The organism is Roseibium sp. FZY0029 (assembly GCF_036350355.1).
Taxonomy (GTDB): domain Bacteria; phylum Pseudomonadota; class Alphaproteobacteria; order Rhizobiales; family Stappiaceae; genus Roseibium.
In genome coordinates this window covers 549951-566661 of record NZ_JAZDVZ010000001.1, presented here as the reverse complement: position 1 = coordinate 566661, position 16711 = coordinate 549951, and the positions used below count along the sequence as shown (strand labels likewise).

General features: G+C 60.2%; 17 protein-coding genes. 13 read left to right on the top strand and 4 right to left on the bottom strand.

Annotated elements, in window-relative coordinates:
- The first annotated feature begins 53 nt into the window (after nucleotides 1-53).
- Both tldD and V1T76_RS02605 read left to right on the top strand, forming a co-directional pair.
- Nucleotides 54-1478 (top strand): metalloprotease TldD, encoded by a 1425-nt coding sequence (tldD, locus tag V1T76_RS02610; RefSeq protein WP_330559054.1) that lies wholly within the window; start codon nucleotides 54-56, stop codon nucleotides 1476-1478.
- 19 nt (nucleotides 1479-1497) lie between these two features.
- A complete protein-coding gene (locus V1T76_RS02605; RefSeq protein ID WP_330559053.1) occupies nucleotides 1498-2112 on the top strand; it encodes an HAD family hydrolase in 615 nt (204 codons plus the stop codon).
- A gap of 19 nt (nucleotides 2113-2131) precedes the next feature.
- Here the strand turns inward: V1T76_RS02605 and V1T76_RS02600 are convergent, their stop codons facing one another.
- Nucleotides 2132-2746, bottom strand: a complete 615-nt coding sequence (locus V1T76_RS02600; protein WP_330559052.1) for an AraC family transcriptional regulator — start codon at nucleotides 2744-2746, stop codon at nucleotides 2132-2134.
- A 300-nt stretch (nucleotides 2747-3046) separates the two neighbouring features.
- Here V1T76_RS02600 and V1T76_RS02595 point away from each other — a divergent pair, with 300 nt between their 5' ends.
- The gene (locus V1T76_RS02595; protein WP_330559051.1) at nucleotides 3047-4840 is read left to right on the top strand and encodes a monovalent cation:proton antiporter-2 (CPA2) family protein; all 1794 of its coding nucleotides are present in this window, start codon (nucleotides 3047-3049) and stop codon (nucleotides 4838-4840) included.
- 84 nt (nucleotides 4841-4924) lie between these two features.
- Here V1T76_RS02595 and V1T76_RS02590 read toward each other — a convergent pair whose 3' ends face one another.
- Nucleotides 4925-5407: an invasion associated locus B family protein gene (locus tag V1T76_RS02590; protein ID WP_050789405.1), complete on the bottom strand. Its 483-nt coding sequence runs from the start codon at nucleotides 5405-5407 to the stop codon at nucleotides 4925-4927.
- A gap of 574 nt (nucleotides 5408-5981) precedes the next feature.
- On the opposite strand from V1T76_RS02590, the gene coxB reads away from it, so the two are divergent.
- The 8 genes from coxB to V1T76_RS02550 all read left to right on the top strand — a co-directional run bounded on the left by coxB (nucleotide 5982) and on the right by V1T76_RS02550 (nucleotide 12656).
- Complete coding sequence (coxB, locus tag V1T76_RS02585) at nucleotides 5982-6929, top strand: cytochrome c oxidase subunit II (protein WP_442970072.1); 948 nt, start codon at nucleotides 5982-5984, stop codon at nucleotides 6927-6929.
- Nucleotides 6930-7006: 77 nt separating this feature from the next.
- Nucleotides 7007-8602, top strand: a complete 1596-nt coding sequence (ctaD, locus tag V1T76_RS02580) for a cytochrome c oxidase subunit I (protein ID WP_209168418.1) — start codon at nucleotides 7007-7009, stop codon at nucleotides 8600-8602.
- Between the two features lie 150 nt (nucleotides 8603-8752).
- Complete coding sequence (locus V1T76_RS02575; RefSeq protein ID WP_330559050.1) at nucleotides 8753-9688, top strand: heme o synthase; 936 nt, start codon at nucleotides 8753-8755, stop codon at nucleotides 9686-9688.
- A gap of 4 nt (nucleotides 9689-9692) precedes the next feature.
- Nucleotides 9693-9854 (top strand): hypothetical protein, encoded by a 162-nt coding sequence (locus V1T76_RS02570; protein WP_330559049.1) that lies wholly within the window; start codon nucleotides 9693-9695, stop codon nucleotides 9852-9854.
- Between the two features lie 10 nt (nucleotides 9855-9864).
- The gene (locus tag V1T76_RS02565) at nucleotides 9865-10473 is read left to right on the top strand and encodes a cytochrome c oxidase assembly protein (protein WP_006935705.1); all 609 of its coding nucleotides are present in this window, start codon (nucleotides 9865-9867) and stop codon (nucleotides 10471-10473) included.
- Between the two features lie 45 nt (nucleotides 10474-10518).
- Complete coding sequence (locus V1T76_RS02560; RefSeq protein ID WP_330559048.1) at nucleotides 10519-11391, top strand: cytochrome c oxidase subunit 3; 873 nt, start codon at nucleotides 10519-10521, stop codon at nucleotides 11389-11391.
- An 80-nt stretch (nucleotides 11392-11471) separates the two neighbouring features.
- Nucleotides 11472-11867 carry a DUF983 domain-containing protein gene (locus tag V1T76_RS02555; RefSeq protein ID WP_330559407.1) on the top strand — a complete coding sequence of 132 codons (396 nt, stop codon included), beginning with the start codon at nucleotides 11472-11474 and terminating at the stop codon, nucleotides 11865-11867.
- Nucleotides 11868-11894: 27 nt separating this feature from the next.
- A complete protein-coding gene (locus V1T76_RS02550; protein WP_330559047.1) occupies nucleotides 11895-12656 on the top strand; it encodes an SURF1 family protein in 762 nt (253 codons plus the stop codon).
- Nucleotides 12657-12837: 181 nt separating this feature from the next.
- Here the strand turns inward: V1T76_RS02550 and V1T76_RS02545 are convergent, their stop codons facing one another.
- Together V1T76_RS02545 and V1T76_RS02540 are read right to left on the bottom strand one after the other, a co-directional pair.
- Nucleotides 12838-13326, bottom strand: a complete 489-nt coding sequence (locus tag V1T76_RS02545; protein WP_330559046.1) for a peroxiredoxin — start codon at nucleotides 13324-13326, stop codon at nucleotides 12838-12840.
- Nucleotides 13327-13471: 145 nt separating this feature from the next.
- Nucleotides 13472-14293: a protein-disulfide reductase DsbD domain-containing protein gene (locus V1T76_RS02540; RefSeq protein ID WP_330559045.1), complete on the bottom strand. Its 822-nt coding sequence runs from the start codon at nucleotides 14291-14293 to the stop codon at nucleotides 13472-13474.
- 184 nt (nucleotides 14294-14477) lie between these two features.
- Between V1T76_RS02540 and V1T76_RS02535 the strand changes: the two genes are divergently transcribed.
- Both V1T76_RS02535 and thrC read left to right on the top strand, forming a co-directional pair.
- The gene (locus tag V1T76_RS02535) at nucleotides 14478-15074 is read left to right on the top strand and encodes a YqgE/AlgH family protein (protein WP_006935711.1); all 597 of its coding nucleotides are present in this window, start codon (nucleotides 14478-14480) and stop codon (nucleotides 15072-15074) included.
- 229 nt (nucleotides 15075-15303) lie between these two features.
- Nucleotides 15304-16710, top strand: a complete 1407-nt coding sequence (gene thrC, locus V1T76_RS02530; RefSeq protein WP_330559044.1) for a threonine synthase — start codon at nucleotides 15304-15306, stop codon at nucleotides 16708-16710.
- Nucleotide 16711: the final 1 nt, after the last annotated feature.

The window sequence follows — 16711 nt, the reverse complement described above, 5'->3', positions numbered from 1 at the left end:
TGGCGGTGTGATCTCCGCCAGCCAGACGAGCCGGGCGCAATCAGGACAGACAGATGACCCTTTCCACGACCGATCTTATCGAATCTTCAGGCCTGGGGCTCGAAACGGCAAGGCGGATCACCCAGGACGCTCTTGATGGCGCGGATGATGGTGAGCTTTTTGTCGAATACCGGCAAAGCGAGGGGCTTGTGTTCGATAATGGTCGCCTGAAGGGCGCAAACTACGATACCGCGCAAGGCTTCGGTCTCCGGGCGGTTGCCGGCGAAGCTGCGGGCTACGCCCACGCTGGCGATATTTCCGAGGGGGCTTTGAAACGGGCCGCCGATGCGGTCAGCGCCGTCAAGAAGGGCTATTCTGGCAGCTACGCCGCAGCACCCGCCCGCACCAACCAGACGCTCTACACGGATGCAAATCCGCTTGGCGGACCGAGCTTTGAGGACAAGGTCAAGCTTCTGCAGGAAATCGATGCCTATGCTCGGGCAAAGGATCCGCGCGTGCGTCAGGTGTCTGCGTCGCTGGCGGGGTCCTGGCAGGTGGTCGAGATTCTGCGCGCGGACGGTCATCTGGTGCGTGACGTGCGCCCGATGGTGCGATTGAGCATTTCCGTTGTGGCCGGCAATGATGACCGTCAGGAAAGCGGCTCTTTCGGTTGTGGTGGCCGGGAAGGTTTCGAGCGTTTTATTACAACGGAAAACTGGCAGGGCGGCGTCGATGAGGCACTGCGTCAGGCGCTCGTCAATCTGGAAGCGGTTCCCGCTCCTGCAGGCACCTTTGATGTGGTGTTGGGGCCGGGCTGGCCGGGCATCCTGCTGCATGAAGCCGTCGGTCACGGCTTGGAGGGCGATTTCAACCGCAAGAAAACGTCCGCTTTTGCAGGCCTCATGGGGCAGCGCGTTGCCTCGCCGGGCGTTACCATCGTCGACGACGGCACCATTGCAGATCGACGCGGCTCGCTGACGGTGGACGACGAAGGCACGCCGTCCAGCCGGACAGTGCTGATCGAAGACGGCATCCTGAAAGGCTACATGCAGGACCGCCAGAACGCGCGTCTGATGGGCATGGAGCCGACCGGAAACGGCCGCCGGCAATCCTATGCCCACATTCCGATGCCCCGCATGACCAACACGGTGATGATGGCGGGTGACAAGGATCCCGACGAGATCCTGGCGTCGGTCAAGGACGGTATTTACGCCGTCTCCTTCGGCGGCGGCCAGGTCGACATCACCTCCGGCAAGTTCGTGTTTTCCTGCACCGAGGCCTATCGTGTCCAGAACGGCAAGGTCGGCGCGCCGGTGAAAGGGGCGATGCTGATCGGCAACGGCCCGGATGCGCTGACCCGCGTCACCATGATCGGCAACGACATGAAGCTCGATCCCGGCATGGGCACATGCGGCAAACAAGGGCAGGGCGTGCCTGTCGGTGTCGGCCAGCCCTCCATGCGCATCAATGCCATGACCATCGGCGGAACGGCGGTCTGACAAGGCTGTCGGTGGACCTATGCCTGAAATCAAATTCGTTATCTTCGATATGGATCTGGTGCTCTACGATTATGACCACCAGATCCGCCTGAAGCTGCTTGAAGAGCTGACGGGGCGGCCCGCTGCCGAAATCAACCAGTCGGTCTGGGGTGGTCCGCATGAGAATGCGGCCGAGGCGGGTGAACCTGCAACGGCCAAAGCCTATCTGGAGCAATTTTCAAGGCTGCTCGAGTATCCGATAGACTTCGAAACCTGGGCGGATGTGCGCCGTCAAATGATGCGCGCACGGCCGGACGTGCTGTCGCTGGTCCGCAGCTTGAAGACGACGGCGGACATCGCACTTCTCACCAACAACGGCATGCTGTTGAAAGATGCCTTGCCGGTCTGCGCACCGGAGACCATCGAGATATTCGGCGAGAAGGCCCATGTCTCGGCAGAGTTTAGCGCCCGCAAACCCGATCCCCTCGTCTATGAGCGCATCTGCAGCCGGTACGGCTACAGTCCCGAGGAAAGCGCGTTTGTCGACGACCGTGAGGAAAACGTCGAAGGCGCGCAAAGCGCGGGATTGACCGGCCATCACTACGAGACTGCCGGTGGCCTTGAAACCTTCCTGAGGGCTCACCGGCTGATCTGACCGGCACGGCGCCCGAAAGTCAGGCTTTCGGGTGAAAGTGGCTTTGAGGCAGCAGGTCGTCCGCGCTGAACGTTCCATTGCCGGCGATGACCATGCCGCGAGCGACAGTCAGGTTTCTGGCAAGGCCGCTGCCTTTCAGCAATCCGGCCCTCAGGTCCGGATCGTCTTCCTGATAGGAGCCTCCATCCGCCAGTGTGCAGCTATCGACGGTGATATTGCCGAGGAGCTGGCTGCCATCGCCCAACACACACCTGCCGAACAGGGCCGGATTGTTAAGGTATCGGCCATGGCTGCCGATCCGGATCTCCGCGCCGGGCCTGTTGGCCTTGGCGGTAAACCCGCCTTCGCCGAACTGGTTGTTGCTGCCTATCAGAATGTCGCCTGTCACGGCCTCGAAATGGCTGCCCGCATGCACGCTGTTGCCATCGCCAAGGCGAATCTCCATGCCGGATGAGGCTTTCAGCGTCACGCCTGGATAGAAGATATTGTTTTTCCCGGCAGTTACGCCCGCCGATATCAGCGTGGAAAAGGGATCCAGAACGTGATTGCCCGCAAGGGCATCCACCGTCTGTGACAGGGTCAGAAAACCGCAGGCAAGGCGGGCGGCATTGATTGAGGCGAACAGGTCGGACATACGTTGTGTGGGGTCCCCATTGGAGAGAGTGTGCAAGGTCCCGGCCTTCAAAGCGCGCGTTGTGTTTCCAGCTGGTTCACCGGATCTCCGCGAAGCTACGCAGCGACGTCCCGGCTTGCAATCAACATGTGCAGCCCTTCGAGGGTTTGGTCGGGCCTTGATTGAAAATAAAGCACTTTTTTGCCGTAGGCGCTGGATTTGATGGAGGGATGGAGCATATTCTCTGATATCTTCGAAGAGGGTCGGATTAGCCTGACGTAATCAGGCAAAACTGCGGGATCTAACAGCATAGGAGATGGAATGGCAGCAGAAGGAGCCCCTCCATTTTTCGTTGAGGCGATCGTGTTTCTGGCGGCAACAGTCGTCGCGGTTCCGATCGCCAAGCGGCTGGGGCTTGGGTCAGTGGTCGGATATCTCGCCGCCGGGGCGGTGATCGGTCCGCATGGCCTTAAGCTTCTGGGATCCGGCGAGGATGTGCTTCATGTCGCCGAACTGGGCGTTGTCCTGCTGCTCTTTGTCATCGGTCTGGAACTGGATCCGCGAAAACTCTGGCGGATGAAGCGTGACATCTTCGGCCTCGGAACGGCCCAGGTGCTTCTCACCGGTGTAACCTTTTACGCAATTGGGCGACTTGTCGGCTATTCCTTCACCACTTCTTTGGTGGCGGGGTTCGGCCTTGCCCTCTCGTCCACCGCATTCGCGTTGCAAATCCTGCAGGAACGCGGTCAACTTTCGTCTGCCTACGGCCAGCGGGCGTTCGGCATCCTCTTGCTTCAGGACATCGCCATCGTGCCGCTTCTGGCGATGGTGGCCATTCTGGCACCGGGGGAGGGGCCGTCCACCTACACCCAGATCGCCAGCGAGATCATGATCGTTCTGGCGGCGGTGGCCGCTGTTATCCTGACAGGCCGATATCTGGTGTCGCCGATCTTCCTGCTGCTGGCGGCAAGCCGGGCGCGCGAGGTCATGCTGACTGCGGCGCTTCTGGTTGCCCTCGGCAGCGCGGGTATCATGCACGCGGTGGGCCTCTCCATGGCACTCGGTGCCTTCCTGGCCGGTGTGCTGCTGGCCGAATCGAGTTTCCGGCACACGCTGGAAGCGGATATCGAACCCTTCCGGTCTTTGCTGATGGGGCTGTTTTTCGTCGCTGTCGGTATGTCGCTCGATTTTTATCTGGTGATGAGCCATTGGGAGATCCTCGCCATTGGCGTGATGTGCGTCATGGGCGTGAAGGGGATTTTCCTCTGGGCCCTGTCGCGTGGCACCGGCTCGCCGAATTCCGACGCCCTGCGCATCGCCGTCACCCTGCCTCAGGGCGGGGAATTCGCTTTCGTGCTGTTCACCGCCGCCGTTGGCGAACGCCTGCTGACCTACCAGGACGTCAACCAGCTCAACGCCATCGTGGTCCTGACCATGCTGCTGACGCCGGTCGCCTGTCTCGGGCTGGACCGGCTGGCGGCCAGGGTCAAGGCGCGCGGTGTTGAAAATCCGTCCATTGAGACCTTCGAGGAAGCCACGCCGACGGTGCTGGTGATCGGCTTTGGCCGCTTCGGCATGGTGGTTGCCCAGTTCCTGACATCCGAGGGGCTGGAGATTACGGCAATCGATAACCGGCCGGACCGCATCGCCTATGCCCGTAAGCAGGGCTACAAGGTCTACTACGGCGATGCGACGCGCGCCGATGTGCTGGCGGCGGCCGGTGCCGGCAAGGCGGCGCTTGTCGCCATGTGCATCGAAAACGACAAGGTGATGGGTAAGGCAATCGATCTCGTTCGCGAAGGCTTCCCCGATGCCCTGATCTTTTGCCGCGCGACAGACCGCGCCCATATGCTGGATCTCACCAAGCGCGGGGTCGATTTCCAGATTCGCGAAACGTTCGAATCAAGCGTTGTCTTCGGCCGCGCGGCGCTGGAAGCGCTTGGAACCCCGCTCGACCGGATCGACCAGATCGAGGAAGACGTACGCGACCGGGACGAGGAGCGCCTTGCCCAGCAGCTGCGTGAGGGCATGTTTGCCGGTGCGGACAAGCTTCACAAGGTGACGCCGCGCCGGCCGATTGAAGCCAAGACCCCCGACGCGCCCGCCGCTGAGTAGGCCGGGAGAGGGGGCATCACCGGGTCCTGAACAGAAAAAGGCGCCTCAGGGGCGCCTTTCGTGTTCTTGTTGCCTGGTGTTCGGTCAGGGCAGGGCGTCAAAGCCCGCGGAGAAACCGTTCAGCGAGATCGGAATGCCGATCCCTTCTTCCGGGGTCTGGAAGATGATGAAGGTGGCCTGCGAGCCTGCCTGCAACTTGCTGAGCAGATCTTCTTCCAGGATGACCTCGGCAATACAGCCGTTGGGCAGGCAGCGGACGAAACCTGCGCGGCCGATATCGGCATTATCGACCCTCAGTCCAAGGCCGGATGGCAACAGCACGCCAAGCGGTGCCAGAACCCGGAGAATGCGGGCCTGCTTGTCAGCGGTTTTCAGGATGATCACGGACAAGCCGACGTTTTCCCGGTCGGCGGCAGTGACGTTCTGGATCAGCGCGCACTGCTCGCCGGTGGAGCCGGGGGGCGTGTCGCAACGCATTTGCCAGTCGCCGTGAGTCGAGCGGACCTCGCCTTGTGCCGCGGCGGGCAGATTTCCGTATGTCAACGAACTGCAGACGATTCCGGCGATGGCCGCGAGTTTGGAAAAAGACAGTCTGGAACGTCCGTTAGGGCGGGCAGCCGGTGACTGCGGCAATTGGGTTGACAAGAAATCCTCCAGTCAATCGTTGTCCGGTTCGCTTCTGGCGGCCTGCCGAAAAGAAGCGGCCTCTTGGCGAATCAAGGTGTAATTCCAAGCCAGACATTGACGCATGACGGCGCGCGTTTCCAGTCCGGCGGCTCACGAAGCGCAGGATTAACCGCAATTCTTGTCGAAAATTCGCATGTCCTTGACCCTTGTCAAAAGGCTGAGCGCTTGTGGTGGCTGTGAAAAGTTGGAAATTCCGTTGCAGGTCGGCGTTTCTTGTGGTTTTTGTGCGGCTCAAAGGTGTCGGTGGATTGATGCGGCACATCGCCGCTATGCCCGATGGTAGCCATCGCCCTTTATATGAGTTTGTGGTTATAGTCCGGTCAAACTCATGACCTTGTCCAACGCCAGGACGCAGCAGATTTGGCTTGCGCAGTGCCGCCAAGCCCGCTACTGCCGCACCGGATTGGACCGGATCTGAGTCCGGAAATTTAGCATTTTCCGCCACTTGAGGCGGATGAGGGAAGGGAGCGCGGACGTGAAGGCAGTCTTCAAGCGTCTCATGACTATGGCCGGTGCGGCGGCAACTTTTGCTGGAGTGTCGACAGCGGCCCTGGCAGCGGAATCCGGCATCAAGGAATGGCAGTTGGGCTTTCAGGCCTCTGCCACCGATGTAATGGACGACATTACCTGGTTCAATGGGTTCACCCTGGTGATCATCACCGTAATCACGCTGTTCGTGCTTGCGCTGCTGATCGTCTGCATGACCCGCTTCAGCGCGAAAAAGAACCCGGTTCCGTCCAGGACATCGCATAACACCATGATCGAAGTGGTCTGGACGGTTGCTCCGATCCTGATCCTGGTCGTGATCGCGATCCCGTCTTTCCGGCTGCTCTACAAGCAGCTCGACATTCCCGAATACGAGATGACCGTCAAGGCGACCGGCTACCAATGGTACTGGGGCTACGAGTACACCGATGAAAACATGGGTGAGCTCTCCTTTGACTCCATCATGGTCAAGGACGACGAGCGCCAGGCAGTGGCAGACGCCCGTGGCGTGACGCTGAACGAAGTTCCGCGCCTTCTGTCCGTTGACTACGACCTCGTCATTCCGGTCGACACGACGGTTCGCGTCCAGGTGACTTCCGAAGACGTGATCCACTCCTTCGCGATGCCGTCCTTCGGCGTCAAGGTCGACGCCATTCCGGGCCGCCTGAACGAGACCTGGTTCCACGCTCGCGAGGAAGGCGTCTACTACGGTCAGTGTTCCGAGCTGTGCGGCAAGGATCACGCTTTCATGCCGATCGCGATCCGGGTGGTTTCCAAGGATCAGTTCCAGACCTGGTCGACTGCCGCTCAGGACGATCTGGACACTGCAAACCAGCAGCTCCTGGCGTCGATCGCCGATACCAAGAAGCTGGCTGCCGCAGGCAAGCTTGAAGAGATCTCTGTCGCCGCGAAATAATGCGGCGGCGATCCTGTTTGGCGATGCGCGCTATGTCATGCAGCGCCGCTGAGAAAGTCTGAAAGAGGGAGCCCAAAATGGCTGCGACCGAAGCACATGCGGCACATGGCCATCCGACCGGATGGCGCCGCTGGGTCTATTCGACCAACCACAAGGACATCGGGATCATGTACCTGATGTTCGCTATCATGGCAGGTATCGTTGGCGGCGCGCTCAGCGTCGGCATGCGAATGGAACTTCAGGAACCGGGGATGCAGATCTTCGGCGATCCGCACCTGTTCAACGTGTTCACCACCGCTCACGGCCTGATCATGATCTTCTTCATGGTGATGCCGGCCATGATCGGCGGCTACGCCAACTACTTCGTGCCGATCATGATCGGTGCGCCGGACATGGCGTTCCCGCGGATGAACAACATTTCCTTCTGGCTGCTTCCGCCGGCCTTCCTGCTGTTGCTTCTCTCCCTCTTCGTTGAAGGTCCTCCGGGCTCCAACGGTGTCGGTGGCGGCTGGACCATCTATCCGCCGCTGTCCACTTCGGGTCAGCCCGGACCGGCAATGGATCTGGCGATCCTGGCCCTGCACATCGCAGGTGCATCCTCGATCCTCGGTGCCATCAACTTCATCACGACCATCTTCAACATGCGTGCGCCGGGCATGACCCTGCACAAGATGCCGCTGTTTGCCTGGTCCGTGCTGATCACCGCGTTCCTGCTGCTGCTGTCCCTGCCGGTTCTGGCTGGTGCCATCACCATGCTGCTGACCGACCGTAACTTCGGCACCACGTTCTTTGCACCTGCCGGTGGCGGTGACCCGATCCTGTTCCAGCACCTGTTCTGGTTCTTCGGTCACCCGGAAGTGTACATCCTGATCCTGCCGGGCTTCGGCATCATCAGCCACATCATTTCCACCTTCTCGCGCAAGCCGATCTTCGGTTACCTGGGCATGGCCTACGCCATGGTCGCCATCGGCGTCGTCGGCTTCATCGTGTGGGCACACCACATGTACACCGTCGGCATGTCTTCCGAGACACAGGCCTACTTCGTGGCTGCCACCATGGTGATCGCAGTTCCCACCGGCGTGAAGATCTTCTCCTGGATCGCCACCATGTGGGGCGGCTCCATCGAGTTCCGCACGCCAATGGTCTGGGCAATCGGCTTCATCTTCCTGTTCACCGTTGGTGGTGTGACGGGAGTGCAGCTCGCCAACGCCGGTCTCGACCGTTCGTTCCACGACACCTACTACGTGGTTGCTCACTTCCACTACGTGCTGTCGCTGGGTGCCGTGTTCGCAATCTTCGCGGCCTGGTACTACTGGTTCCCGAAAATGTTCGGCTACATGTACAACGAGACGATCGGCAAGGCCCATTTCTGGATCACCTTCGTGGGCGTGAACCTGGTGTTCTTCCCGCAGCACTTCCTGGGTCTGAACGGCATGCCGCGCCGCTATGTCGACTATCCGGATGCATTTGCCGGCTGGAACTTCGTTTCCTCCATCGGCTCCTACATCTCGGCCTTCGCGGTTCTGGTGTTCCTCTTCGGCATCGTCGAAGCGTTCTCCAAGAAGCGCGTCGTCGGCAACAACCCGTGGGGTGAAGGCGCAACGACCCTGGAGTGGACGCTGTCTTCTCCTCCGCCGTTCCACCAGTTCGAGACTCTGCCGCGGATCAAGTAATCCGCGGTGGGAGGGTGACCTCCCGGTCAAGATCAGCACCGCGCCGGCAACCGGCGCGGTGCTCCCTTTAAAGAAATCTGCCGGGCCATGTGCACCCGGATGCGCGATCCCTGGATCGCGGTCGAAAACAAGAATTCAAAGGACGCGCCTATGTCGCTCGTTGAGCGCCAGGATATGATGAGCCAGGAAACCGCCGTCTGGGACGGTGGCATGGGATCGGTGAGCGACTATGTGGCGCTCCTGAAACCGCGTGTGATGTCCCTGGTCATCTTCACCGCTTTTGTCGGCCTGATGCTGGCACCGGGAACCGTGCATCCGGTGCTCGGCGTCGTCGCGATCCTGTGTATTGCCATCGGTGCGGGCGCTTCCGGCGCACTCAACATGTGGTACGACGCCGACATCGATGAAGTCATGACGCGGACCCGCAAGCGGCCGATCCCGGCCGGCAAGGTCACGCGGGACGAAGCGCTGGCCTTCGGCGTGACGCTGTCGATCGGTTCGGTGGTCTTGCTTGGCCTCTTGGTCAACTGGTTTGCCGGGGCGTTCCTGGCCTTCACCATCTTCTTCTACGTGGTCGTCTATTCGATGTGGCTGAAGCGCTCGACGCCACAGAACATCGTCATCGGCGGCGCGGCCGGCGCGTTCCCTCCGATGATCGGCTGGGCATCCGTTACCGGCAGCGTCAGCCTGGAAAGCTTTGTGCTGTTCCTGATCATCTTCATGTGGACGCCGCCGCATTTCTGGGCGCTGGCGCTGGTCAAGAACGGCGACTATCAGGCTGCCAAGATCCCGATGCTGCCCGTTGTCGCCGGAGAGACAGTGACACGGCATCACATTCTGGCCTATGCCGTTCTGCTCGCACCTGTCGGTGTTGCGCCTTACCTGCTTGGTTTTGCCAGCCCCGTTTACGGCGTGGCGTCTGCGGTTCTGAGCGCCATCTTCGTCGGCCTGTCCTTTGATGTGTGGCGCAAACGCGAAGGCGACCCGGCGAAGGCCGCCTGCTGGCGCCTGTTCAAGTTCTCGATCTTTTACCTGTTCATGCTGTTTGCCCTTCTTCTGGGCGAAAGCCTGATCGCAGGAGCGTGACGTTATGGCCAAGGAAGACCAGGGCATCATGCTCAGCGAAGAACAGAAGAAGAAGCGCCGGTCTCGGTCGATCGCGATTGCCTGCGTGCTCGGCGGCCTCGTCTTGCTGTTCTATGTCGTGACCATCGTCAAACTGGGCCCCGGTATTCTGGACCGGGCGCTTTGAGGGAGATCGCGTGAGCAACGGACAAGACACTTCCAACCTGTCACGCAGCAACCGCAAGGTCGCGGTGGTCTGCGCTGGCGTGTTCATGTTCATGGTCGGGGCGGCCTATGCCGCCGTGCCGCTCTACAATCTTTTCTGCCGCGTCACCGGTTTTGGCGGCACCACACAGGTTGCCACCGCTGAAAGCGACGTGATCCTAGACCGCAAGATCACCGTGCGCTTCGACGGCAACGTCAATCACGAGCTGCCCTGGAAGTTCAAACCGGTGCAGCGTTCGGTCACGCTTCAGATGGGTGAAACCGCCCAGCTTGAGTATGTGGCAACCAATACGGGTTCCGAAAGGACAGTCGGTACGTCGACTTTCAACGTGTCGCCGCCGACCGCAGGGGCCTATTTCAACAAGCTGCAATGTTTCTGCTTCACCGAGCAGGCGCTGGAAAGCGGCGAGACTGTCGAAATGCCGGTCGTCTTCTTTGTCGACCCGGAAATGGACAAGGATCCTGAGCTGAAACACGTAAAGGAAATCACTTTGTCCTACACCTTCTTCCCGGTAGAACAACCGGAACGTCCTGTTGCAGCCAAGGCCGAGAAGGCCGAAGCTGAAACAAAGTTTGAGTGATTGGCGCAACCGCGCCTGAAATGAATGTCTTTGGGGAGCTTGCCGATGGCTGAGGCACATACCAAAAATCACGACTATCACCTGGTCGATCCAAGTCCGTGGCCGTTCATCGCATCCGTCGGTGCGTTTGTCATGGCACTGGGTGCCATCGGCTTCATGAAACTGGCACAGGGGACGGAATTCGTTCTCTTCGGCATGAACCTCACCGGCTGGGGCCTGTTCGCCGTCGGCCTGCTGATCGTCCTTTATGTGATGTTCGGCTGGTGGCGCGACACCATTCGCGAATCCGCTCAGGGTCACCACACCCGTGTGGTCTCGTTGCATCTGCGCTACGGCATGCTGCTGTTCATCGCTTCGGAAGTGATGTTCTTCGTTGCCTGGTTCTGGGCCTATTTCGATGCATCGCTCTTCACCAGCGAAGCCATCCAGTATGCCCGCGTCGAGGCAACCGGCGGTCACTGGCCGCCGGCCGGCATCGAAACCTTCGATCCCTGGCACCTGCCGCTGCTCAACACGCTGATCCTGCTGTGCTCCGGCACCACGGTCACCTGGGCCCACCATGCACTGCTGCACAACGACCGCGATGGTCTGAAGTGGGGTCTGACCTGCACGGTTCTGCTCGGTATTCTCTTCACCATCTGCCAGGTGTACGAATACTCTCACGCTGCATTCGACTTTGGCGGCAACATCTATGGCGCGACTTTCTTCATGGCGACCGGTTTCCACGGTTTCCACGTTATCGTCGGCACCATCTTCCTGGCTGTCTGCCTGTTCCGTGCTCTGGCTGGTCAGTTCACCGTCGAGAAGCATTTCGGCTTCGAAGCGGCTGCCTGGTACTGGCACTTCGTTGACGTCGTCTGGCTGTTCCTGTTCGTCTCCATCTATATCTGGGGCGCAGGCACACCGGCCGCTCACTAGGTTCGCGCCACACCGGCACGAACAACGCCCGATCCGGCCCCCGGATCGGGCGTTTCCATTTCCGCTGAAGCGTGAGGCACATCATGGAAGACAAGGCGCATTTCCCACCGGTCAACCCGGTTACCGCCGGCCTGTCGGGCAAATGTCCGCGCTGTGGTCAGGGCAAGCTTTTTGACGGTTTCCTGAGCGTCAAGAAATCCTGCATGGCTTGCGGACTTGACTATTCCTTCGCTGACAGCGGCGACGGCCCGGCAGTCTTTGTCATCATGATCGTCGGCTTCATCGTGGTCGGTCTGGTGCTCTTCGTCGAACTGTCCTACCAGCCGCCGATCTGGGTGCACCTGATCCTCTGGCTGCCGCTCACCGTCATTCTGGCGGGCGGGGTGCTGCGGCCTTTGAAGGGCCTGATGATCGCGCTTCAGTTCCGGCACAAGGCCGCCGAAGGACAACTGGACAACGGCAAGGACAACACCTGACCGGGCAGGTCCCGGGAAGATAATCCCATGCGTAAACTCATTCTCCCGACGCTTGCCGCCATCGCGGCACTGGCTGTTCTGCTCAATCTCGGTTTCTGGCAGCTTGACCGGTTGGCCTGGAAAGAAAACCTGATCGACCAGGTCGAAGCCGGCCTGACGAGCCCGCCGAAGCCCGCACCCGAACCTGCAAACTGGGCGAACCTTTCGTCCTCGGACGATTATGAGCGCGTCAGGCTCAGCGGCCGTTTCCTGGAAGGGGCGGTCTTCTATTACACATCCTTGAGTGACCCGGTGGGCGCCGCTGGCGGCCCGGGCGTGATGGTCTATGCGCCGTTCGAAACGGATCAGGAGTGGGTTGTCCTGGTCAATCGCGGTTTCCTGCCGCAGGGCCTCGACAAGACACTGCGACAGCAGGCGATCGTGCCGCCGGATGGCGCATGGGAGCTGACGGGATTGTTGCGGTTGAGCGAGAAGCCCAACTGGACAACGCCCGAACCCGGCAAGGAAGACCGTATCTGGTTCGCGCGCGATACGGAGGCGATGGCTGCGGAACTGGGCCTCGACCCTTCGAAACTCGCGCCCTACAGCATCGATCTCGATGCGTCCTTCACACCGCCTTCGGGCCTGCCGCAGGCGGGCGAAACCATCGTTCGCTTCAAGAACGACCACCTCGGCTATGCGCTGACCTGGTTCGGTCTGGCGGCAACGCTGATCGGGGTCTACCTGACTTACGCCGCAAGCATCCTCTGGCCGCGCAAAAGGCAGGCGGGTGAAACGTCGACCAAGTAGGTGGTGCTGGTGGCTTCGTGAAACGAAGGAATTTCGCGCCGGGGCGGCGGGAAAACCCAGGCTCTCGGACGTCATCCCGGATCTCCGCGTTGCTGCGTCCGGGATGACCTGCTGAGAGGGGGCGATCAAAAAAGGGCCCCGCAGGGCCCTTCGTCATTTTACGTGCAAGCTTGCAAACGGCTTAGCCGAGGGCTTCCAGGATAGCGGCAGCGCCTGATTTCACGGCTTCGCCCGGGGCGTCTTCAATGGCCATGAAGGTCACGACCCCGTCTTTTGCAATCAGCGCAAAACGCTGGGAGCGCAGATGGCCGAAGATCGGTGCCGGGCCGAGGCCGAGACCGGCGGCTTCCACGAAAGCGGCGCCCGTGTCGGACAGGAAGGTGATGTTGTCACCGGCATTGGAGGCTTTCTTCCAGGCGTCCATGACGAAAACGTCGTTGACGGACAGGACAGCGATGGTGTCGACGCCCTTGTTCTTCAGTGTTTCCGCATGCTCGATGAAACCGGGCAGATGGTTCATGTGACAGGTCGGGGTGAAGGCGCCGGGTACACCGAAAAGAACAACGGTCTTGCCGGATGTCAGCTCGCCGGTCGACATTTCGCCGGGGCCGTCCGCGGTCATGATGTTGAACGTTGCTTCAGGAAGACGATCCCCAACAGAAAGTGTCATAGTGAATATCCCTTGATTGACCGGCTGCAGCGACACGGCAGCCCCGCGACACAGATAGGGCTTGTTGGTCCATCCGTCGAGGGAGGTTGTGCCAAAAGCGGTTCGGAAGCCCTGCAGGCACCAGGGATATTCAAGGGGTCACACCTTATTTCAGCCAGGCAGGATCGATTGCAAAAAGCTGCTCGACCGCGCGCCCGTCGGCTGACAGCACGAGCCGCAAGTCGGTGTCATTCTCCGTCGTTTTCATGCCTTTGAGCGGCAACCGCCAGACAGGGTTCTGACTGCTTTCACCAGAGGGTTTCGGCAGGCCGATGTAGGAGCCTTCAGGTGCTGCTGCAAAAAGATTGGGCGAAGTGCCTTCAGGTGCCTGAACCTCGATTTCCAGAGCATCTCCGGAGGCGGTCAGTGTGACGGTCTTGATGTGAAGATCCTCTGAAGGCCCGGCATCGGGCACGGCGTCGAGATCGCGCGCAATCAGCGTCTGGGCAAGACTGTCGGTCTCATCCTCGGGCACAAGATCCAGCGTCAGGGAAGCGTCTCCGGGAACGCAGATCTCGTTGCAGATGCCGAAGAAGACATCCAGCGACAGTGTCACCGGTTGGTCGGCGGTCTCCGGTTCGATCCGCAGCGGCAGAACAATGCCGTTGTGATAGACGATCGATTCCGAAAAGCCGTCGTCATAGTGCTCGGGCACGGGGAAGAGCACTTCCGTGGACTTGAGGTTCGAGCTTGCCGAAGTGTCGATCTGGGGCGGAATTCCCGCTTCTCCCGGATAGCGCCAATAGGTATGCCAGCCGGGCTCGAGCATGAATTCCAGCCCGGCTTCATAGAGGCCGTCCTTCAGGGGACCGGACGCGATCAGCCTGACGGCGCCTCCCTGAACTTCCGTCCAGCCTGTCATGGCGGCATGGGCGGGCGGGGCAAGGCAGGCGAGGGCAACTACAAGGGCGATGACAGAGCGTTTCATGCCTTCTCTGCTACACGAGTTTCAGGCAAGCGTCATCGGTCAGACTGGCCAATTCAGGTCATATCCTTGTGACGGTGAAGTGAGCGGGCTGCCATGTGACGGGCACAAACAGACATTAACAAAGCCCCTCAAAGGGTCTATGCTTTTTGCAGAGCCAAGAGCGTCAACAGAAAACGAGGTATGCATGGCCGGAGCCGCAGCAACAGAATCCCTTGAAGGTCAGTTTCTGATTGCGATGCCGGGCATGTCAGACAGCCGGTTCGAACATTCTGTGATTTATCTGTGCTCTCATTCCGACCAGGGGGCGATGGGCATTGTGGTGAACCAGGTGGCCCGTCACCTGTCCCTGGAAGAACTTCTGATCCAGCTTGACATCGTCAATGACGACAGTGCCATTCGCCTTCCGCCGAAGGTTCGCGACATGAGCGTTCACAAGGGCGGGCCGGTCGAAGTCGAGCGTGGCTTCGTGCTTCATAGCGACGATTTCATGCTGAACCAGTCCACCCTGGCCATCGACAACGGCATTTGCCTGACGGCAACGCTGGAGATCCTGCGGGCGCTCGCGCAAGGCGAGGGGCCCGCCCAGGCTATGCTGGCCCTCGGCTATGCCGGCTGGGCGCCGGGGCAGCTTGAAAACGAAATCCAGGCCAATGGCTGGCTGACGGCTCCTGCCGATCCGGACATCTTGTTCGACCGGGCCTCCGACAAGAAATGGCATCGCGCGCTTGCCAGCATGGGGATCGACCCCGCCATGCTTTATGGCGATGCCGGGCACGCCTGAGCGTACCTGCCTGCGGTCGGTTTCGGGAAACTTGTCTCTCCACGGTCATCATTTTAGCCAAAAGCGACTTGCGCTTGAATGTTATGGCGCGTAAGTCGCATCGATGGCATGGTTTGTTTCAAATCTGCCGGAATTCAAGTAGGCTGATCTTTCTCGCATCAGAGGTCTGGCAAACAGGCAGGGGACGCGGGCGTCCCGCGACAAACAAAAGCAAGAGGAACGTTGCGCGGTGAAATACATCAGTACGCGTGGTGAAGCACCAGTTCTGGAATTTTCCGATGTCCTGCTCCAGGGGCTCGCACGCGACGGCGGACTTTACTTACCCGAAACCTGGCCACAATTTGATGCCGACACCATCGCATCCTTCGCCGGAAAGCCGTATCAGGACGTTGCCTTTCAGGTGATTTCACCTTTTGTCGGCAATGCCATTCCCGAAGACAAACTGAAGTCCATGATCGCAGAAGCCTATGACGGCTTCCGCCACCCGGCCGTGACACCTCTTGTTCAGACGGCCCCCAACACCTTCATCCTGGAACTGTTCCACGGCCCAACGCTGGCGTTCAAGGACGTGGCGATGCAACTGCTCGGCCGGATGATGGATTATGTCCTGAGCGAACGCGACCTGCGGGCGACCATTGTCGGCGCGACATCCGGTGACACCGGCGGCGCTGCCATCGAAGCCTTCCGTGGACGCGAGCGCACAGATATCTTCATCCTGTTCCCCGACGGGCGCGTTTCCAACGTGCAGCGCCGCCAGATGACGACGCCGGCGGAAAAGAATGTCCATGCTCTGGCTCTGACCGGCAACTTCGACGATTGCCAGGCGATCCTGAAAGGCATGTTCAACCACTTTTCGTTCCGCGACAGGGTTGCGCTGTCCGGCGTAAATTCGATCAACTGGGCGCGTATTCTGGCGCAGATCGTCTATTACTTCGTCGCAGGCGCTGCTCTCGGCGCGCCGCACCGGAAGATCTCCTTCACGGTGCCGACCGGCAACTTCGGCGATATTTTCGCCGGCTACGCCGCCATGAAGATGGGGCTTCCCGTCGAAAAACTTGTGGTGGCAACCAATGTCAACGACATCCTGGCGCGGACACTCGAAACCGGGCGCTACGAAAAGCGCGGCGTGACGCCGACCATTTCTCCGTCCATGGACATCCAGGTATCGTCCAATTTCGAGCGGCTGCTGGCCGAAGTCTGCGGCCGTGATGGTAGCACCGTCCGCCGCATGATGGATCAGTTGAACCAGTCCGGCAGTTTCGAGATCGAGGAAGGCCCGCTTCGTGAGATGCGCGCGATCTTTGGCGCAGGCCGCTGTAACGAGGACGAAACGGCGGCGACCATCGCCGAGACCTGGAATGAGGCGGGCTATCTTCTGGACCCGCATACGGCAATTGGCGTCCATGTGGCGAAAAGCCAGGACAATGGCGAGACACCGATGGTGGTGCTGGGCACCGCCCATCCGGCCAAATTCCCGGATGCGGTGGAAAAGGCATCAGGAAACCGGCCGGAGTTGCCGGAAAACCTGAGAGACATGATGAGTGCGGAGGAGCGCCAGCAGGTTCTGGCGGCGGAACAGGGCGTGGTGGAGAAATACATCGAAGATCACGCCCGGGCCGTTACTGCTGGGGTGTGAG